This is a genomic window from Nonomuraea salmonea (genome assembly GCF_042428605.1).
GTDB classification, from domain to species: Bacteria; Actinomycetota; Actinomycetes; order Streptosporangiales; family Streptosporangiaceae; genus Nonomuraea; species Nonomuraea salmonea.
Window position 1 is genome coordinate 39,518 of sequence record NZ_JBHMCF010000058.1, and the last position, 17,976, is coordinate 57,493.

Consider the following 17,976-nt stretch of genomic DNA (forward strand, 5'->3'; position numbering starts at 1 on the left):
CCCTATATCCACCCACAGACGTACTTCGGATAGGCGGCAAAGAGTGTTACAAGTGTCTGCATGAAACGCCTGAGCATCGATGGGGCATTGCTGCACACCCCCCGCATCCACAGCGACCACCGCGGCGATTTCCTGGAGAGTTTCCGCGCCGCCGACCTCCGCGAGGCCCTGGGGCACTCGATGGACCTGGCCCAGGTGAACTGCTCCGTCTCCAGGCGCGGCGTCCTGCGCGGCGTGCACTTCGCCGACGTGCCGCCCGGCCAGGCGAAATACGTGACCTGCGCGGCGGGCGCGGTGCTCGACGTGGTCGTGGACGTGCGCGCCGGCTCGCCCACCTTCGGCCGCTGGGAGTCCGTACGGCTGGACGACGAGTCCCGGCACGGCCTCTACATCGGCGAGGGCCTCGGCCACGCGTTCCTGGCGCTGAGCGAGTCCGCCACGGTCGTCTACCTCTGCTCCACGCCCTACGACCCGGCCCGCGAGCACGGCGTCCACCCCCTCGACCCCGATCTCGGCATCGAGTGGCCCTTGGACGGCGAGCCCCTGCTGTCGGCCAAGGACGCCGCCGCGCCCACGCTCAAGCAGGCGCTCGACGCGGGGAGCCTCCCGTCATGGTGAGCGTCGTCGTCCCGGCGCACAACGAGGCCGCGGTGCTCGGCCGGCTGCTCGGCGGCCTGCTCGCGCAGGCGGCGCCGGGCGAGTTCGACGTCGTGGTGGTCGCCAACGGGTGCACCGACGACACCGAGGGCGTGGCACGTTCCCACGGCGTGCGCGTCCTGACGACGCCGGTGCCGTCCAAGCGCGAGGCACTGCGGCTCGGCGACGCCGCCGCCCGAGGCTACCCCCGCCTGTACGTGGACGCCGACATCGAGCTGAGCACCGCCGCCGCCCGCGCGCTCGCGGCGGCCCTGTCCGCGCCGGGCGGCCCGCTCGCCGCCGCCCCTGAACGCGACCTGCCCATGACCGGCCGCCCCTGGACGGTCCGCGCCTACTACGCGATCTGGACGCGGCTGCCGCACGTGCGCGCCGGGCTGTTCGGCCGCGGCGTCATCGCGGTCGGCGAGGAGGGCAACGCGCGCATCAGGGCGCTGCCGCCCGCGATGGCCGACGACCTCGCCGCCTCGCTCGCGTTCGAGCCAGGCGAGCGGGTGATCGTGCCCGGGGCCCGCGCCGTGATCAGGCCGCCGCGCACGTTCGCCGACCTGATGCGCCGCCGGGTGCGGGCCGTCACCAGCGTGAGCGAGCTGGAGCAGGCCGCCGCCACGGCCGGCGAGCGCACGGGGGCGCGCGACCTGCTCGCCATCGTGGCGAGGCGGCCGTGGCTGGCCCCGGCGGCGGCGCTGTTCGCCCTGGTCGCCGTGCTCGCCAGGCGGCGGGCCGCCCGCGCGATCCGCGCGGGCGACTACACCACCTGGCTGCGCGACGAGAGCAGCAGGAGCTGATCCGGTCATGTGACAGGCGTGTTCATGTCGGTGACGATCTCGGCCGGGGTGAGCGCCCTGGCGTAGATCCGCACCTCGTCGATCTGGCCGCCGAAGTGCTCGCCCGAGCCGCCGTTGCCGCCGATGCGCAGCGGGCCCGTGCCGGTCCGCAGGTCGCCGCCGATGACGTTGGTGGCGACCTCCGTGCCGTTGACGTACATCCGCAGCGTCGTCCCGTCGTAGGTGGCCGCCAGGTGGCTCCAGGTGTTCAGCGGCAGGTTGGCCGGGGCCTGGGCGTTGGCTCCCGACGCGGTGTGGACGAACGCGCCGGGGCCGCTGCCGCCGCTGCCCATCAGCGCGTACGCCAGATCGGCCCCGAACTCCTTCATCACCACCGTCCGCCAGCCCGTGACGGTCGTCGGCCGCACCCACGCCTCCACGGTCATGCCGTCGGTGAGCCGCAGCGCGGGCGCGTCGGCCACCGTGACCCAGCTGGACGAGCCGTCGAACGTCAGCGCCTGCCCGTACCTGCCGGCCGTCCAGGTCGTGGCCGTCGCCGTGCCGTCATGGCCACCCGAGGTGTCCGCCACGGTGGTGCCCGACCCGGCGTCCATCCCGTAGGCGGCCACCGGCCCGTCCCCGCCCGGCGGCTCCGTCACCACCGCCGACGCCTCACCCGACGACGGGCCTATGTTGCCGGCCCCGTCGAAGGCCACCACGCGGTAGTGGTACGTGCCCGCCGCGACCCCGGAGTCGGTGAACGACGTGCCCGCCGTCGAGCCCACCTGGTTGGCCCCCGAGGGGGTGAACCCGGCCGTCTCCGAGCGGTGCACGGTGTAGCCGGTCACGCCGTTGTCGTCGGTGGCGGCCGTCCAGGAGAGCTGGACGCTGCCGGGGCCGCCCGCCGCCGTCAGCGAGCCGGGCGCGGTGGGCGGCTGCGTGTCGGGCGAGCCCTGCTGGCCGACCGGGGTGTTCATGTCGATCGCGATCTCGGCCGGGCTGAGCGGCTTGTCGTAGACGCGTACCTCGTCGATCTGGCCGCCGAAGTGCTCGCCGGAGCCGCTGTTGCCGCCGATGCGCAGCGGGCCCGTGCCGACGCGCAGGTTGCCTGCCGTCAGGTTGGTGGCCACCTGCGTGCCGTTGACGTACATCCGCAGCGTCGTCCCGTCGTAGGTCGCGGCCAGGTGGCTCCACGTGTTCAGCGGCAGGTTCCCCGGAGCCTGGGCGTTGGCTCCCGACGCGGTGTGGACGAACGCGCCGGGGCCGCTGCCGCCGCTGCCCATCAGCGCGTACGACAGGTCGGCGCCGAACTCCTTCATCAGCACCGTCCGCCAGCCCGCGACCGTGGTCGGCCGCACCCATGCCTCCAGCGTCATGCCGTCCGTCAGGTCGAGCGAGCCGTCGTCGGGCACGGTGACCCAGCTGGAGGTGCCGTTGAAGGTCAGCGCCTGGCCGTACTTGCCGGTCACGGCCCACGAGGTGTTCGCGGCGGTCCCGTCGTTGCCCGCGCCGGAGGCGTCGGTGACGGCCGTCCCGGTGCCGGCGTTCATCCCGTACGCGGCCACCAGGCCCTCGGGGGCCTCAGCCTCCTCGTAGGTCGCCGTGTACGTCGCCGCCGTGGCGGGCGCGGTCACGTTGTGCGTCGCCGCGCCGCCGTCCGACCAGGACTCCAGCGTGTACGACCGGCCGTCGGCGCTCTGCGGCGACGGCGCGGAGATCGAGTTGTGCGAGCCTGCGATCACCGTCCTGGTGAAGGGCGCGATCGTCTGCTCGCCGTTGAAGCCCAGCTGCAGCCCGGCCGGCTCGGTCTGGAAGGTCAACTCGACCGTCTTCGGCTGCAGCAGCACGCTCGCGGTGTCGGTGAGCCCGTGCGCGTCCGTGACGGTCAGCCTGAGCTCCAGGTGCGACGGGTACTCGTGGTCGGGAGCGGCGAACGAGCCGCTCGCGCCGGTGTAGGTGGTGATCTCGTGCTCGTGGCAGGTGCTCGGGCAGTGGTGCAGGATCAGCCGCCACGACATCCGGGAGCCGGGGATCGAGCCGTCCTGGGCGTCGGTGCCGGTGCCGGAGAACGTCACCGTGTCGCCGACCGCCCACTTGTCGCCGGCCGACGGGGTCGTGATGGCGGCGACCGGCGCCGTGTTGTTCACGTTGATCGTCACCGTCGCGTCGCCCTGGCCGCCGCGGCCGTCGTCCACCCGCAGCTTGACCACGTACGAGCCGGGCTGGGTGTAGGTGTGCGACGGGCTCGCCGCGGTGGAGTCGTCGAAGTCGCCGTCGCCGTCGAGGTCCCAGCGGAACGTGACCGGGTCGCCGTCGGCGTCGCCCGAGCCCGTCGAGGTGAAGTTCACCGTGAGCGGGGCGCTGCCCGAGGTGGCGCTGGCGCCGATGACCGCGGTCGGGGGCGTGTTGTCGTACAGGTAGCGCACGATGCGCCCGTTGGTGTAGTCGACCGCGAACAGGTCGCCGCCCGGCCCCGTCTCCAGCTCCACCGCCGGGATGCCGGAGTCGAACGTGGCGATGGTGGCCGGGTCGGGCAGGCCGTTCGCGCCCTTGGTCATCACCCACACGCACGAGCGGCTGTAGTCGGAGAAGAACAGCGCCCCGTCATAGCCCGGCGGGTAGTTCCCGCCCTCGTAGAAGGCCACGCCGCTGGAGGACGAGCCGCCGGACGGGCACGGGTCGTTCGGCGCCGGCCTGGAGTTGTGGCTCCACGCGAAGTACGGCGGCGTGTGGGCCGACGACCCCGCCGCGTACAGGTTCTCGCAGAGGGTCAGGTTGAGGTTGTCGTAGCCGCCCTGGCGGCTAGCGCCCTCGTAGCAGGGCCAGCCGAAGTTGCGCACCGGGCCCGTCGGGTCGGGGATGCGGTTGATCTCCTCATAGATGTTCCAGCCGACCTCACCGGCCCAGACCTCGCCGGTGCCCGGCCTGATCGTGATCCTGAACGGGTTGCGCTGGCCGTAGGCGACGATCCTGGCGAGGTTGGGGTCGCTGCTGCCGGCGTTCGGGTTGCCGGAGGCGGCGGCGCCGGTGTCCGGGTCGATCCTGATCGTGGTGCCGTTCAGCGCCGTCGGGTCGCCGGTCGTGCGCGGGTCCTGCGAGCGCAGCGCGCCGCCCTCGGCGGCCGGCGGGGTGAGCGCGGTGCCCACCGGCGAGGGCGGGTCGCCGCACGGGTTGTCCGGCGTGATGTCGGAGCCGGTCAGGTTGTCCTGGCCGTAGTCGGCGAAGTTGAAGCTGGCGCCGTCGCCGCCGCTGGCGTACAGCATGCCGTCGGGGCCGAACACGAGGTCGCCGACCGAGTGGCTGGGGTGCTGCTGGCACCAGTCGGTGATCAGCGGCGTCTCGACGATGCCGCCGCCCGTGCCCGACGGCGTCAGCGTGGACAGCCGGCCGGTGATCAGGCAGCCGTCGCCGGTCGGGCCGGGCGGGGTCGGGCAGGGGTCGGCGGTCGCGTCGGGCGAGCCCCAGCGCGGCGCGGTGCCGCCTGGCACGGCGTCGTAGGAGTACAGGACGTAGATGCGCGGGTCGGCGGGGAAGTCGGGGTGCAGGGCCAGGCCGAGCAGGCCGCGGTCCCAGAAGTTGTGCACCTGCGTGCGCAGGTCGGCGTAGACGCTCGGCGTGGTGTCGCTCAGCGAGTCGAAGACCTTGATCAGGCCGCTCTTCTCGGCCACGAACACCCGGCCGTCGGAGGCGAACTCGATGTTCGACGGATTGGTCAGCCCGCTGAAGACGACCTGCCGCTGAAAGCTGGCGGGCAGCGCCTGCGCGGCGGGCGAGGCGACGAACACCAGACCGGTAGTGATCAGCACTGTGGCTGACAGGGTGGATAAGAGCGCACGGCAAAGCCGTCTCACCACGAGGACCCCCTCCAAGAGCGAAACTCCCCCGAGCCCGGAATTCGATCTATCGCATGCAATTAGCCGGAAGTCACGATGTTTGTCCGCTTCTGGTCAGCCATGCGTAGAGCAGCCAGCCCAGCTCGTACGGCCGGCACTCCCGGTCCACGGCCACCGGCGGGTAGAGCCGGTCGAGCACCCCGAGCCGCAGCCCCCGGTGCACGCCCGTCGCCGCCGCGCGCAGGCCGCGTACGAGCTTGCGCGGGTCGTTCCTGGCCTCCTTGCGCCAGGTCAGCGCGAGGTCGTCGCGCACGAACCCGGGCCGCGCCATCATCCAGCCGAGCCCCTTCTCGATCTCGGCCACGTACGCGGTGCCGCCCGCGTCGGCCAGGTCGAGCAGCGCCATCGGCCCCATGGAGAGCTGGTGCACGGAGTAGACCGGGAAGCCCTCGACCACCGACCCCGTCCGCGCGTCGTAGTGCCACCACCATTCGCCGTCCGGCCCCTGGGCGGCGCAGATGCCCCGCGCCACCTGCTCGGCGGCGTTCAGCGCCGCATCGTCGCCGGTGGCCGCGTGCAGCCTGGCCAGTGCCTGCAGCGGATAGACCTGGTCGGCGAAGCAGCCGACGTGGGCGCGGTAACGCGGCACCAGCGACCCTTCGCCGAGCGCGTGCGGATAGAGGCGGTTGCCGGTCAGGCCGCCGAGCAGGCGTGCGCGGGCACGTTCCAGGCGCGCGTCCCCCACCCTGGCCGCGACCAGGGCGGCCAGCGCCCACGCGGCCTCGACGGTGTGCAGATGAGGTGCGGTGTCCAGCTCGTCCAGCCGGTCGAGCGCCCTGCCGAGGTCCGCGTGGCCCGTCTCGGCCGCCGCCCAGCAGATCAGCGCCGCGTCCCCGACGCCGCTCACCTCGGGCAGCCGCTTGACCAGGGTGCCCACCAGGTCGTGCACGTCGTCGCCGGCCAGGGCGGCGCGCTGCCGGTGCTCGTCGAGAGCGGCCACGCCGAGCGCGACGATCGCCGCGTAACGGATGCTGCGTCCCTCCGGCACCGCCGTCCACGTGCCGCCTGGCTCTCGCCTGGCGCGGCGGGTGAACACGAACTCGCCGTCCTCGTACGCGGGGGGCAGCCCGCGTACGGCGAGGTCCACCATGCCGGTCACGAAGTCCTGATGTCCGGAGCTCAGCAGAGCGATCCGGTGATCCGTCACGTCGTCTCCTCGATCCTGCGTCTGACACCGGCCCACTCCCGGAGCACCAGGAGCAGGAATCTGCCGTTGGTCCGCACGTACCGGGGGCCGAGCCTGGCCGGCTCCTGCACCATGCGGTAGAGCCATTCCAGACCGAGCCGCTGCCAGCGCACCGGCGCCCGCCTGGTACGCCCGGCCAGCACGTCGAACGAGCCGCCCACCCCGTGGATCACCCACGCGCCCGTGCTCGGGCCCCACTCGCGGATGAAGATCTCCTTCTTCGGCGAGGTGATGCCGAGGAACAGCAGGTCGGCCCCGGACGCGGCGATCTCGGCCGCCACCCGTCCCGACTCCTCGTCAGGGAAGTAGCCGTTGCGCGAGCCGGCCACGGCCAGCCCCGGGTAGCGGCGGCGCACCTCGGCCAGCATGTCGGCGAGCACCTCGTCGGTCGCCCCGAGGAAATACGCCCTGAAGCCGCGCCGGCCGCCCTCGGCCATCAGCTCCGTGAACAGGTCGATGCCCGCGACCCGCTCGGGGACCCGGTGGCCGAGCGCCCGTGCCGCCCACACCACGGACTGCCCGTCGGCCAGGACGAGGTCGCTGTCCAGCACCGACCGCCGCAGGCCCGCGTCGGTGCGCATGTTGACGACCTTGGCGGCGTTCACCACGCCGATGGTCAGCGCACGCCGCTCCGCCACGGCCGCCACGCAGCGCTCGATCACCTGGCGCATGGTCAGGGCGTCCAGCACGGTGCCGAATAACGCTTTTCTGCCGGTCCGGTCCGGAAATTTCGTCATCCGTCCCCCTGGGTGTCCCTGGAATATCGCTCCCAGCCCCGGAAACGTGACACCCCACAGCCCCGCTGACGTGGCCGGATGCGGCCACGCCGCTACACGGTGCTGCACCGGCGGCCGCGGGTCAGGACCGGCCAGGCGGCGTGCAAGGCGTCGCGCCAGTGGCGGAGCGGGTCCGCGCGGGTGTGGGCGAGGACGCTGTTGGCCGGGCGGCGGGCCGCGCGGGGGAACGCCTCCGACGGCACGGGACGCACCCTCTCCGGGTCGCGGCCGAGCAGCGTGAAGATCTCCCTGGCCAGGCCGTACCAGGTCGTCTCGCCCGCGCTGGTGCCGTGGTAGACGCCGGGCGGCAGGTCGGACTGCGCCAGGCGCACCAGGTAGTCGGCCAGGTCGGCCGTCCACGTCGGCTGGCCGCGCTGGTCGTCCACGACGTCCACGGTGTCCCGCTCAGCGGGCAGCCCGATCATGGTCCGGACGAAGTTCGGCCCGGCGGCGCCGTAGAGCCAGGCCGTGCGCACCACGTAGTGCCCGTGCTCAAGGGCCGCCAGCTCCCCCGCCCGCTTGCTCCGCCCGTACGCGTTGACCGGCGCCGCAGGCGCGTCCTCCCGATAGGGCAGCGGTGAGGTGCCGTCGAAGACGTAGTCGGTGGAGACGTGCACCAGCCGCGCCCCGGCCCGCGAGCACGCCTCGGCCAGCCAGCCCACCGCCCGCCCGTTGACGCGCAGGGCCGCGTCGGGGTGGGCCTCGGCGTCGTCCACCGCCGTCCACGCGGCGCAGTTGACCACCACGCGCGGCCGGTAGGCGCACACGAAGTCGCGGACGGCCCGCCGGTCGGACACGTCGAGCTCCGAGCGGCCGAGCGCGAGCACCGGCTCCCCGGTCAGCGCCGCCCGGTCGAGCACGTCGGTGGCCAGCATGCCGCCGCCCCCGGTGATGAGCCACCTCATGCCGCCTCCCGGCGTAAGCGGGCGATCACGCGCTCCACCGGTCCCGATGCTCGGCGTACCAGCGGACGGTCTCGCGCAGCCCTTTGTCGAACGGGATCTCCGGCCGGTAGCCGAGCGCCCGCAGCTTCCTGTCGTCCAGCGAGTACCTGCGGTCGTGGCCCTTACGGTCGGCGACGTACTCGACCCGGTCCCAGCCGCACCCGCACGCCTCCAGCAGCCGCGCGGTCAGCTCCTTGTTGGTCAGCTCAGCGGTGCCGGCGATGTGGTAGACCTCGCCGGGCTCGCCCTTCTCGGCGACCAGCCGGATGCCGGCGCAGTGGTCCTCGACGTGCACCCAGTCCCTGACGTTGCCGCCGTCGCCGTAGAGCGGCACGGTGCCGCCGCTGAGCAGCCGGGTGACGAACAACGGGATGATCTTCTCCGGATACTGCCCGGGGCCGTAGTTGTTGCCGCACCGGGTGATCGACACGTTCAGGCCGTGGGTGATGGCATACGCCTGCGCGATCAGGTCGCCGCTCGCCTTCGACGCCGCGTACGGCGAGCGCGGCCGCAGCGGCGCGCTCTCGTCCCACGAGCCGACGTCGATCGACCCGTAGACCTCGTCGGTGGACACCTGCACCACCTTCGGCACCCCGGCGTCCAGGCAGGCTTGGAGCAGCGTCTGCGTGCCGAGCGCGTTGGTACGCATGAACGCGGCGGCGCCCTCGATCGAGCGGTCCACGTGCGACTCGGCGGCGAAGTTCACCACCAGGTCGTGGCCGGGCACGACGCGGGCGAGCAGCTCGGGGTCGCAGATGTCGCCGTGCACGAACTCGTGGCGCACCCCGTCGAGGTTGGCCCGGTCGCCGGCGTAGGTGAGCAGGTCGAGCACGGTCACGTACGCGTCGTGAAGGGTGCGGACGAAGTGCGAGCCGATGAACCCCGCGCCCCCCGTCACCAGGACTCTTGTCATGAAATGATCTGTACCTTGCTGTGATCGCCCAGCACGAGGCGGTGGGCTCTTGGCGTGTTGGGCGCCGGGGTGACCTCGACGTCGTGGCCGATCAGCGACGCCTCGATGCGGCCGACCCCGGCGATCGACGCTCGCGGCAGCACGATCGAGTACTCGATCTCGCTGCCGGTGACCGTGCAGGCGGCGCCGATGGAGGTGAACGGCCCGACGTAGCTGTCGCGGACGAGCGCGCCCGCGCCGATGATGGCGGGGCCGACCACCCGCGAGCGCTCGACCACCGCGCCCGGTTCGACGACCACCCGCCCGATCAGCTCGCTGCCGGCGTCCACCCGCCCTCCGACGCTGCGCTCGACCGATTCCAGCACGAGCCGGTTGACCTCCAGCATGTCGGTGACGTTGCCGGTGTCCTTCCAGTATCCGGAGATGAGCGAGGACTCCACCCGCAGCCCCGCCTCGATGAGCCACTGGATGGCGTCGGTGATCTCCAGCTCGCCCCGCCACGACGGCTTCAGCTCCGCGACCGCGTCGTGCACGGCCGGGCTGAACAGGTAGACGCCGACCAGGGCCAGGTCGCTCTTGGGCCGCTCCGGCTTCTCCTCCAGCCCGATCACCCGGCCTTCGGCGTCCAGCTCGGCCACCCCGAACTGGCGCGGGTCGGCGACCTTGGTGAGCATGATCCGCGCGGCCGGACGCTCCCGCGCGAAGCGGCCCACCAGCTCGCTGATGCCGCCGACGATGAAGTTGTCGCCGAGGTACATGACGAAGTCCTCGTCGCCCAGGAACTCCCTGGCGATCAGCACGCCGTGCGCCAGCCCGAGCGGCGCCTCCTGCCGCAGGTACGTCGCCCGCAGCCCGAACGCCGACCCGTCGCCGACCGCCGCCTCGATCTCCGCGTGCGTGTCGCCGACGACCAGCCCCAGCTCGGTGATGCCCGCCTCGGCGATCGCCTCCAGGCCGTAGAAGAGCACCGGCTTGTTGGCGACGGGGACCAGTTGCTTGGCCGAGGTGTGCGTGATGGGTCTCAGCCGGGTGCCCGACCCTCCGGCGAGCACGAGTGCTTTCACCGCTAGTAAGCCCCTTCTCCGCGGGTGACGACCGACCAGGTCTTCCACAGGATCTGCAGGTCGAGGATGAGCGACCAGTTCTCCACGTAACGCAGATCGAGGCGTACGGACTCCTCCCAGGTCAGGTCGGAGCGGCCGCTGACCTGCCACAGGCCGGTCATGCCGGGCTTGACCGCGAGGCGGCGGTGCACGTCGGTGCCGTACTTGCCGACCTCCTCCGGCAACGGCGGGCGCGGGCCGACCAGGGACATCTCGCCGCGCAGGACATTCAGCAGCTGCGGCAGCTCATCGAGGGAGTATTTCCGCAGGAAAGCGCCTACTCGCGTGATCCTTGGATCGTTCCTTATCTTGAACAGCACGCCGTCGAACTCGTTCGCCGCCAGCAGCGCGCCCTTGAGCTTCTCCGCGTCCACGACCATCGTCCTGAACTTGACCAGCCGGAACTCCCCGCCGCCCCGGCCGACCCTGGTCTGGTGGAACAGCGCGGGGCCGTCGCTGGTCAGGCGGATCAGCAGCGCGACCCCCAGCAGCGGCAGCGCGAGCAGCAGCAGGGCGAGCCCGGCGACCACGCGGTCGAAGACGCTCTTCACGAACTGCCGCGTGCCGTCGAACTCGGGATGTTCCACGTGAAGCAGTGGCATTCCGGCGACCGGCCTGATGCTGATGCGCGGCCCTGCCACGTCGAGGAGGGCCGGCGCGACGAACAGGTCCGTACGCGCGCTCTCCAGGCTCCACGCCAGCCGGCGCAGCGCCGCCCCGTCCAGTTCGGGACAGGCCAGCACGGCCACGGCGTCGGCCCCCTCCCGCTCGACCACGCGCGCCACGTCGGCGAACGTGCCCAGCACCGGGATGCCGTCGAGGTCCAGGTCGGGCGCGTGATCGGGCAGGCAGGCACCCACCACCCGCATCCCGTGGTACGGCTGCCGCCTGAACTGCATGACCAGGTCGAGTATCGACTCCCGGTGCCCGACCGCGATCACCTGGCGCAGGTACTCGCCCGCCGCTCGCTTGCGGTGCAGGCGCTTGCGCATCCGGTAGCGGTAGAACAGCGTGGCCAGCAGCGCCAGCGGCAGCATCGCCATCACGAAGCTGCGGGCGATGGCGGTCTGCGTGGCGTACGCCATGATCGCTACGGCGGCCATGAGCCCGGCTCCGCCGTTGAAGACCGCTTTGAACTCCTCCGTGCCCTCCCCGTTGGCGCGCTGGCGGTAGGCGCCACCCAGCGTCAGCGCCATCGGCCAGGCGATGACGAGGCCGGCTCCCAGCAGGAACTCGGCCACCGGAACGTACGACCCGGCGAGCAACCTGATGCCCAGCACGCACACGCATGCCAGGAGTACGCAGGTCGTGTCGCCGTACAGCAGGAGCCGTAAGTACGCACGCGTCCAGATGCTCGACGCGCGGCGCGGTACGGCCTCGAGGAGCACGACAGCGGACTCCCCAGTCCCCACCCTCATAGCACCACCCTGTCAACTCCGTTCACCGCGATAACTTGACGTTCCTTGCACCACATGGGTTGACAAGTCCCACGTGAACAAAGGGCGGCGGCCCCCACTAAAGAGTAAAGATCCATTCCGAGCTGGGGAATAACGACATATGTCCACAATCGGACGATTGATAGATCGTCTTAGGGGTTGACGGAACGGTCCATAAGTGGCAAGAGTCGGCAGGAGTTTTGCCAGGGAATTTCGGTTGATTTCCGTTATGGGATGCGGCTACGCGGACGCGAGCGGCAGCGCCGCGTGAAAGGCCGTACCGGCCCGGTCGTGGGTGCGTGCGTGCGCGCGTCGAATGACGTACCGGCTGGTCGCACAGGCAGTCCGCGGCGCGCGAAACGGCGTCCTAGTCGTATTCGAGGTCGGGCAGCGCCGACGGCGGATCCGGGCTGCGCCAGACCACCACCACCCCGTCGTGCGCCGAGTCGGCGGCCAGCGTCAGCCGGTCGACGTCGAAATCCGGCAGATAACGCAGGCGGGCGAGAAACGTGGCGTCCGTGGCCGAGCGCGGCACGACGCAGCCCTCCCCCTGGCGGTCGAGCAGGATGTAGAGGACGTCTTCGCCGGCTTCGGTGACGACACGGACCTCCACCACGTCCTCCCAGGCGAGGGCCTCGACGCTACCGTCCGCATAGTGACGAGTGACGCCCTCTTCCGTGACATACACGTAGGAGTCCGGCATCGGATTGCCGTGCATGGCCGCGATTCTTGCGAGTTACGGGCCACTCCCGCAAGGGTTCGCACTCAAAGGTGCCGATGCGAGCACCACACGGAAGATCAGTCACCGCCCCAGGAGTGGCTGAGATGCGCCGCCACGGCCGCCCGCGCCGCCTCCGCGGGGCCGTTCGCGATCGCGTCGAGCAGCTCGCGGTGCTCGGCCACGAGCACGTCACGGTCCTTGTAGACGGCGCGCAGTCGGACCAGCCCGAGCCGGGTCTCGGCCGCGAGCGCGCCGTAGAGCCGCTCCAGCCGCGGGCTGCCGACCGCCTCGATGAGCGCCTCGTGCAGGGCCATGTGCTCGGCCACCGCCTCCGACCACGGCGCGGCGGCGGGCAGGGCGGCCATCCTGTCGAGCGCGGCCTGCGCGCCGGGGACCGTCCGGCCGGCCAGCGCGCCGGCCATGAGGTCCTCCAGGGGGCGGCGGACGTACATGAGGTCTTCCAGGTCCGAAAGCGTCACTTCCGGGACATAGGCGCTGCGGTTGCGTTCGCGGCGCAGCAGCCCCTCGTGCACCAGCCTTGCCAGCGCCTCGCGCACGGTCGGCCTGGCGACGCCGTAGGAGGCGGCGATCTCCTGCTCGGGCAGCGTGGTGCCGGGCGGGATCTCACCCGACAACACCCTGCTGCGCAGGGCGTCGGCGAGCGCGCCGACGGTGGAGACGGGTCTGAGCGGCAACGTCACGGCAGCGACTCTAGCTCCCTTTCCGGTACGGCCACCGCCACGAGACTCAGCCCCAGCAGCACCAGCCCGGCGATCGACACCGGGGCCAGCCGCTCGCCCAGCACGACCAGGCCGAGCAGCGCGGCCACGGCGGGCTCGGCCAGGGCCAGGGTGGCGGCCGTGGTGACCGGCGTGGTGCGCAGGCCGCGGCCGTACAGGAAGTAGGACAACGCCGTGGTGCCGAGGCCGAGATAGAGGACGGCGAGCAGGGCGCGCGGCTCGGCCAGCCAGCCGACGCCGCCCAGCGCGAGCACCGGCAGCATGAGCACTGCGGCGCCGCCGAACATCAGCCCCATCACGGCGTTCGACTCGTGGCCCTCGTCGATCGCGCGGGCCGCGGTGACCGCGTAGAAGGCGTACAGCAGGCCGCCCAGCAGCGCGAACAGGACGCCGGAGACCACCTGCGCCCCCGCCTGAGCCCCACCATCAGCCTGGCCGCCGACGATCAGTGCGGCGCAGCCGCAGATGGCCGCCGTGGTCGCGACCGTCCACCGGCCGCTCGGGCGGCGCCCGTGCAGGATCCACGACAGCAGCCCGGTGAAGACGGGGCCGCTGCCGATCGCGACGACCGTGCCGATGGCGACGCCGGTGCGGCCCACGGCCGCGAAGAAGCACAGCTGGTACGCGGCCACCGCCACGGCCCCCAGCAGCAGTCCCGGCCTGAGCACGCGCCGCAGGCCGGCTCCCGCCGCGAGCGCGAGCGCGGCGCCGCCGATGACCAGGCGGGCGGCGGCCAGGGCGACGGAGTCGGCGGAGACGAGCAGTCCTGCGGTGCCCGCGGTGCCCCAGAGTACGGCGGCGCCGACCACGGCGAGTGGTCCGGTTCTCATGGCGACCATTGTCAGACAATAAGACAGTCATCGTCTAGCTGTCAGACAATTTCTTCCAACAGCTGCTCGATGAACCGCGACGCCGGTGCCGCCACCTCCCCCGCGTAGTCCTCGAAGACGGCGAGGCCGTCGTGGATGCCCGGCACGCTCTTGCGCGGCAGCGTCAGCAGCCCCTCGTCCTCGGCCGCGACCCCGCCCTCGACGTGGAAGGCGCCGCCCGCCGCCAGGATCGACACCTCGAAGCGCAGCTCGCGCCCGTCGGGCAGGGTGAGCGCGGTGCCGACGCGGGCGCCCGCGGGCGGGAAGAAGTAGGAGAAGGGGGCGCTGCGCACGAACGGGTGGCGTAACTCGGCGAGAATCTCCGACGCCCGACCAAGGGCCGCCAGCAGCCCGGCTGCGGCCAGACTCTCGCTGTCCACCCGAAAAGGTTAGTTCAGGACACCCCTGCGTGACCAGGCGAGGGGCCAGTGGGGACATGACGGAGTGGGTCAGTGACCAAGCGAGCGTGCCCGAGCAGGGTCAGCAGCCAGGCAGGCGCGACCGCAGCAGGGTCAGCGGCCAGGCGGACGCGACCGCAGCGGGGTCAGTGGTCAGGCGAGTGTGATGGAGCGGGGTCGGTGGCAAGGCGGGCGTGGCGTTCGACGTCGTAGCGCACCCCCTCGTAAGAGAGCCGCCCCCGCTCGACCCCCTCGGCCACGAACCCGGCCTTGGTGGCGACCCGGCACGACGCCGCGTTGTCGGTCCGGTGTCCCAGCTCCAGCCGGAACAGCCCGCGCTCCTCGAACGCCCACTGCGCCAGCAACTCGGCGCCCGCCACCGCGACCCCGCGACCCCGCGCCTCAGGTGCGACCCAGTAGGACACCCAGCCGTTGCGGTGATCGTCGATCCTGGTCACCGCGACGTTGCCGACAACCCGATCTCCCTCCACGATCGCGAAGGCGTGGCCGGCCCCCTCCCAGGAGGCGATCCACCCGCGGGCGTCGGTGAGCGTGACGACCGGGAAGGAAGCCTGCCGGCGCAGGTCGGGGACCTGGAAGGCGCGCAGCACGGCGGGGGCGTCGTCGTCGCGCCACGCGCGCAGGCGGACGTTCACGAAGGTCACGCTGCCCGAGATTACCCGGATTGCACCCGTTGCCCGATCGGGTGGTTCGCCTCGAAGTCGGCCACGAGCTGCTTGGGCGCGGTCAGGCACCACGCCTCGGCCACCAGCTCAAGCAGCTCGTCGGCGTCGATCTTGTCGAGGTGCACCACGACCCAGCCGAACCGCCCGGCGGTGAACTGCACCTCGAACACCTCGGGCCGCTCGTTGACCAGCGCGATCTGCTCCTCGATGGTCGCCTTGAGCCCGACGGTCTCGGTGGCCTCCCACAGGTAGCCGAAGCCCTTGCCACGCACCTTGAGGCCGATCCACTCGCCCGCATGGTTGGTGCGCACCTCGGGCAACTCGTCCAGCAGCTCAAGGAACTCATCCACGGTCACACCCATGCCGCCTGTGTACCAGACGAGTCCGACACTTCCGAAGGACTTGAGCGATCGCTCAAATCGTCGTACGGTCGCCTTAAGCAGTCGCTCAAAAACACCGGGACGTGCGCCATGCGCCTCTACGTCGAGACCCTGATCAGCGCCGACATCGACCGGATCTGGCAGGCCACCCAGAACCTGGACCAGCACCAGCGCTGGGACCTGCGCTTCGGCCGCATCACCGCGCTCGGCTCCGGCCGCCTGCGCTATTCGACGCTGGGGATCAGCGGCACGGCCATCGCCTCGGGCGACCGGCACGCCGCCGACGGCACCCGTACGTCGGCGCTGCGCTTCGGCTCCACCCACCCGCTGTCGCCGATCCGCTCAGGCGCGGGCTACTGGCGCTACCTGCCCACCCCGGCCGGCACGCGCTTCCTCACCTCCTACGACTACCGCCCCCGCCTGCTGCCCCGCCGCCTCATGTGGTGGGCCACCGCCTGGTCCTTCGACCGGCTGCGCCTGTGGCTGGAGACCGGCGTCACCCCCGAGCGCCTGCTGCGGCGGGCGCTCGCGGAGGTCGCCGTCCGCGCGTCCGCCGTCATCGCGGCCGGCTGCGCACTCCCCCTCTGGGCGGCCCTGACCGTGCTCATCGCCGGCCTGCTCTGGCCGCCGCTCCCCGGCACCCCCGCCGCCCGCCGCTGCCTACGCCACCACCACCGTCACCACCGTCACCGCCCCGAACGTCAGGAGCCGCCATGCCCTCGATCTTCCAGCGCGCGCTCGGCACCCGCTTCGACCGCCTCCACCCCCAGCTCCAGCGCCGCTTCGGCGTCGGGCTCGACTCAGGAGAGGCCTGCGTCGGCACCGGCGTGATGAACCGGGTCTGGAACGCGGGCCCCGTCGTCCGCCCGTTCCTCTCCCTGGGCCGCCGCCGCAACATCCTCGCCACCGACACCGGCACGAACCTGCCGTTCACCATCGAGAACTACCCGTACGCCGACTCCTACGGCCGCGAGACCGTCACCTTCGTCCGTGCCTTCCCCAGCAGCCGCTTCGACGCCACCATGATCTACGACCCCGCCCAAGGAGAGATCGTCGACTACCTGGGCACCCACCAGCACCTCGCCGTCCCCCTGGCGCTCTCCGTGGACGACAGGGGCGGCCTGGTCATCCGCTCGGGCCGCCAGCGCCTGCTCGGCCCGCTGGCGGTGCCGCTGCCCGCCGCCGCCACCGGCACCGCCGTCGTCACCGAGCACTACGACGACCAGGCCGAGCGGTTCAGGATCGCGGTGACCGTGTCGAACCCGTGGCTCGGCCGCGTCTTCGGCTACTGGGGCAGCTTCACCGTCTCGTACGTGGACGTCGCGGAGCACGGCGTTCCCGCTAGCGTGAGGCCCAGACGGGAGGACGCCCGTCGTTGACCGGCACGGAGTGGAAGCGGTGGCCGACACACGTACGAAGCTGCTCGAAGCGGCGCTGGAGACGCTCAGCACGTCGGGCATCTCCGGCGCGTCGGCACGCGCCATCGCCGCCGCGGCGGGCGTCAACCAGGCGCTGGTCTTCTACCATTTCGGCAGCGTCGACCAGCTCCTGTCGGCCGCCTGCGCCCACGGCTCGACCCGCCGCGTCGAGCGCTACCGCGACCGCTTCGCCGCCGTCACCACCCTGCGCGAGCTGCTCGACCTCGGCCGCGAGGTACACGCGGAAGAGGCCGCCGAGGGCAACGTGGCGGCGCTGGCGCAGCTCCTCGCCGGCAGCCAGACCGACGACAAGCTGGCGCCCGCCGTGGTCGCCGGGCTCAACCTGTGGATCGCCGAGGTCGAGCAGGCGCTCGCGCGGGTGCTGGCGAACTCGCCGCTGGCCGAGTTCGTGGACGTCGCGGGGCTGGCCAAGGCCACGGCGGCGGCGTTCGTGGGGCTTGAGCTCTACGAGGGCGTCGACGGCGACGGCGCGGCGCAGGCGCTCGACGCGCTCGAACAGCTGGCGGTGCTGGTGACGGCCCTGGAGGACATGGGCCCCGTCGCACGCCGCGCCGTACGCGCCAGGCTCACTCGTAGTATCGGGCCTCGATCACGTTCCCGTCCGGATCAGGAAAATAGATAGTCTCCGGCGCGATGCCCTGCGCGCCGAACGAGTTCGTGCCGGTGCCGGTGATCTCCACCCGGTGTTTCTTGAGGCGCAGCTTGAGGGCATCGAAATCCTCTTTCCCGAACGCCAGACAGAAATGGTTGATCTGGTGCCCGGCGCTGCCGTGCACCCCGGTGCCCTCGTCCACGCCCCGCGTCACCTCGAAGGACATCAGGTCGAGGATGCACGTCGGCGTGATCCGCACGCTGGGAAACGGTGCCTTCCCCTCACGGAACTCCTCGGCCCGCACCCCGGGCAGCCCGATCACGCGCTCGTAGAAATGCAGCGAGACGAGCTGATCGGAGACCCAGCAGACGAGATGGTCAAGGCGTACGCGCATGAAAACACCTCCGCTTTCCTTCCAATATCCTTTTTTCGTTTCGCCGTGTCCACCTGCCTGTGCCGACGGCCGCCGGATGGAAAGC

The 17,976-nt window shown here is 71.8% G+C and carries 19 protein-coding genes; 5 read left to right on the forward strand and 14 right to left on the reverse strand.

The genetic code is table 11. From position 1 onward, the window contains the following. Positions 1-60: 60 nt before the first annotated feature. Complete coding sequence (rfbC, locus tag ACFFR3_RS46680; protein WP_364375727.1) at positions 61-618, forward strand: dTDP-4-dehydrorhamnose 3,5-epimerase; 558 nt, start codon at positions 61-63, stop codon at positions 616-618. Beyond that, a complete protein-coding gene (locus tag ACFFR3_RS46685; protein WP_345394485.1) occupies positions 612-1,442 on the forward strand; it encodes a glycosyltransferase family 2 protein in 831 nt (276 codons plus the stop codon). The genes rfbC and ACFFR3_RS46685 overlap by 7 nt, the downstream gene beginning before the upstream one ends. Before the next feature lie 5 nt (positions 1,443-1,447). Here ACFFR3_RS46685 and ACFFR3_RS46690 read toward each other — a convergent pair whose 3' ends face one another. The 13 genes from ACFFR3_RS46690 to ACFFR3_RS46750 all read right to left on the reverse strand — a co-directional run bounded on the left by ACFFR3_RS46690 (position 1,448) and on the right by ACFFR3_RS46750 (position 15,448). Next, on the reverse strand, positions 1,448-5,227 hold the full coding sequence (locus ACFFR3_RS46690; protein WP_379485274.1) for a LamG-like jellyroll fold domain-containing protein: 3,780 nt from the start codon (positions 5,225-5,227) through the stop codon (positions 1,448-1,450). Positions 5,228-5,345: 118 nt separating this feature from the next. Continuing rightward, positions 5,346-6,461 (reverse strand): hypothetical protein, encoded by a 1,116-nt coding sequence (locus tag ACFFR3_RS46695; protein WP_345394479.1) that lies wholly within the window; start codon positions 6,459-6,461, stop codon positions 5,346-5,348. Continuing rightward, on the reverse strand, positions 6,458-7,237 hold the full coding sequence (locus tag ACFFR3_RS46700) for a WecB/TagA/CpsF family glycosyltransferase (RefSeq protein ID WP_379485275.1): 780 nt from the start codon (positions 7,235-7,237) through the stop codon (positions 6,458-6,460). The genes ACFFR3_RS46695 and ACFFR3_RS46700 overlap by 4 nt, the downstream gene beginning before the upstream one ends. A gap of 92 nt (positions 7,238-7,329) precedes the next feature. Next, positions 7,330-8,181, reverse strand: coding sequence for a dTDP-4-dehydrorhamnose reductase (gene rfbD / locus ACFFR3_RS46705; RefSeq protein ID WP_364375739.1), 852 nt, complete (start codon positions 8,179-8,181; stop codon positions 7,330-7,332). 25 nt (positions 8,182-8,206) lie between these two features. Then, positions 8,207-9,133 carry a dTDP-glucose 4,6-dehydratase gene (gene rfbB / locus ACFFR3_RS46710; protein WP_364375742.1) on the reverse strand — a complete coding sequence of 309 codons (927 nt, stop codon included), beginning with the start codon at positions 9,131-9,133 and terminating at the stop codon, positions 8,207-8,209. Continuing rightward, positions 9,130-10,197, reverse strand: a complete 1,068-nt coding sequence (locus tag ACFFR3_RS46715; RefSeq protein ID WP_345394467.1) for a glucose-1-phosphate thymidylyltransferase — start codon at positions 10,195-10,197, stop codon at positions 9,130-9,132. Before ACFFR3_RS46715 ends, rfbB begins: the two co-directional genes overlap by 4 nt. A gap of 2 nt (positions 10,198-10,199) precedes the next feature. Next, positions 10,200-11,654, reverse strand: coding sequence for a sugar transferase (locus ACFFR3_RS46720; protein WP_364375748.1), 1,455 nt, complete (start codon positions 11,652-11,654; stop codon positions 10,200-10,202). A 385-nt stretch (positions 11,655-12,039) separates the two neighbouring features. Beyond that, positions 12,040-12,390: a hypothetical protein gene (locus ACFFR3_RS46725; RefSeq protein WP_345394465.1), complete on the reverse strand. Its 351-nt coding sequence runs from the start codon at positions 12,388-12,390 to the stop codon at positions 12,040-12,042. A gap of 80 nt (positions 12,391-12,470) precedes the next feature. Next, positions 12,471-13,094, reverse strand: a complete 624-nt coding sequence (locus ACFFR3_RS46730) for a GntR family transcriptional regulator (protein WP_364375751.1) — start codon at positions 13,092-13,094, stop codon at positions 12,471-12,473. Then, the gene (locus ACFFR3_RS46735) at positions 13,091-13,963 is read right to left on the reverse strand and encodes a DMT family transporter (RefSeq protein ID WP_379485276.1); all 873 of its coding nucleotides are present in this window, start codon (positions 13,961-13,963) and stop codon (positions 13,091-13,093) included. Before ACFFR3_RS46735 ends, ACFFR3_RS46730 begins: the two co-directional genes overlap by 4 nt. A 41-nt stretch (positions 13,964-14,004) precedes the next feature. Continuing rightward, positions 14,005-14,382 (reverse strand): hypothetical protein, encoded by a 378-nt coding sequence (locus tag ACFFR3_RS46740; RefSeq protein ID WP_345394456.1) that lies wholly within the window; start codon positions 14,380-14,382, stop codon positions 14,005-14,007. 164 nt (positions 14,383-14,546) lie between these two features. Next, on the reverse strand, positions 14,547-15,065 hold the full coding sequence (locus tag ACFFR3_RS46745; RefSeq protein ID WP_379485277.1) for a GNAT family N-acetyltransferase: 519 nt from the start codon (positions 15,063-15,065) through the stop codon (positions 14,547-14,549). A gap of 11 nt (positions 15,066-15,076) precedes the next feature. Next, a complete protein-coding gene (locus tag ACFFR3_RS46750; protein ID WP_345394450.1) occupies positions 15,077-15,448 on the reverse strand; it encodes an MmcQ/YjbR family DNA-binding protein in 372 nt (123 codons plus the stop codon). Between the two features lie 108 nt (positions 15,449-15,556). Between ACFFR3_RS46750 and ACFFR3_RS46755 the strand changes: the two genes are divergently transcribed. From ACFFR3_RS46755 to ACFFR3_RS46765, 3 genes are read left to right on the forward strand one after another with little or no spacing between them, the layout of a single operon-like run. Next, a complete protein-coding gene (locus tag ACFFR3_RS46755; protein WP_379485278.1) occupies positions 15,557-16,297 on the forward strand; it encodes a hypothetical protein in 741 nt (246 codons plus the stop codon). Next, positions 16,180-16,845, forward strand: a complete 666-nt coding sequence (locus ACFFR3_RS46760) for a DUF4166 domain-containing protein (protein ID WP_364375763.1) — start codon at positions 16,180-16,182, stop codon at positions 16,843-16,845. The genes ACFFR3_RS46755 and ACFFR3_RS46760 overlap by 118 nt, the downstream gene beginning before the upstream one ends. 19 nt (positions 16,846-16,864) lie before the next feature. Then, on the forward strand, positions 16,865-17,527 hold the full coding sequence (locus ACFFR3_RS46765) for a TetR family transcriptional regulator (protein ID WP_364375766.1): 663 nt from the start codon (positions 16,865-16,867) through the stop codon (positions 17,525-17,527). On the opposite strand, the gene ACFFR3_RS46770 is transcribed toward ACFFR3_RS46765, so the two are convergent. After that, on the reverse strand, positions 17,472-17,891 hold the full coding sequence (locus tag ACFFR3_RS46770) for a VOC family protein (RefSeq protein WP_364375769.1): 420 nt from the start codon (positions 17,889-17,891) through the stop codon (positions 17,472-17,474). The two genes, ACFFR3_RS46765 and ACFFR3_RS46770, sit on opposite strands and share 56 nt — an antisense overlap. Positions 17,892-17,976 lie beyond the last annotated feature (85 nt).

Bases quoted from the DNA above. Each gene is read 5' to 3' on its own strand.
- ACFFR3_RS46750 (WP_345394450.1), bottom strand. From the start codon at position 15,448: ATGGGTGTGACCGTGGATGAGTTCCTTGAGCTGCTGGACGAGTTGCCC.
- ACFFR3_RS46685 (WP_345394485.1), top strand. From the start codon at position 612: ATGGTGAGCGTCGTCGTCCCGGCGCACAACGAGGCCGCGGTGCTCGGC.
- ACFFR3_RS46700 (WP_379485275.1), bottom strand. From the start codon at position 7,237: ATGACGAAATTTCCGGACCGGACCGGCAGAAAAGCGTTATTCGGCACC.
- ACFFR3_RS46720 (WP_364375748.1), bottom strand. From the start codon at position 11,654: ATGAGGGTGGGGACTGGGGAGTCCGCTGTCGTGCTCCTCGAGGCCGTA.
- ACFFR3_RS46735 (WP_379485276.1), bottom strand. From the start codon at position 13,963: ATGAGAACCGGACCACTCGCCGTGGTCGGCGCCGCCGTACTCTGGGGC.
- ACFFR3_RS46770 (WP_364375769.1), bottom strand. From the start codon at position 17,891: ATGCGCGTACGCCTTGACCATCTCGTCTGCTGGGTCTCCGATCAGCTC.
- ACFFR3_RS46760 (WP_364375763.1), top strand. From the start codon at position 16,180: ATGCCCTCGATCTTCCAGCGCGCGCTCGGCACCCGCTTCGACCGCCTC.
- ACFFR3_RS46755 (WP_379485278.1), top strand. From the start codon at position 15,557: ATGCGCCTCTACGTCGAGACCCTGATCAGCGCCGACATCGACCGGATC.
- rfbD (WP_364375739.1), bottom strand. From the start codon at position 8,181: ATGAGGTGGCTCATCACCGGGGGCGGCGGCATGCTGGCCACCGACGTG.
- ACFFR3_RS46725 (WP_345394465.1), bottom strand. From the start codon at position 12,390: ATGCACGGCAATCCGATGCCGGACTCCTACGTGTATGTCACGGAAGAG.
- rfbB (WP_364375742.1), bottom strand. From the start codon at position 9,133: ATGACAAGAGTCCTGGTGACGGGGGGCGCGGGGTTCATCGGCTCGCAC.
- rfbC (WP_364375727.1), top strand. From the start codon at position 61: ATGAAACGCCTGAGCATCGATGGGGCATTGCTGCACACCCCCCGCATC.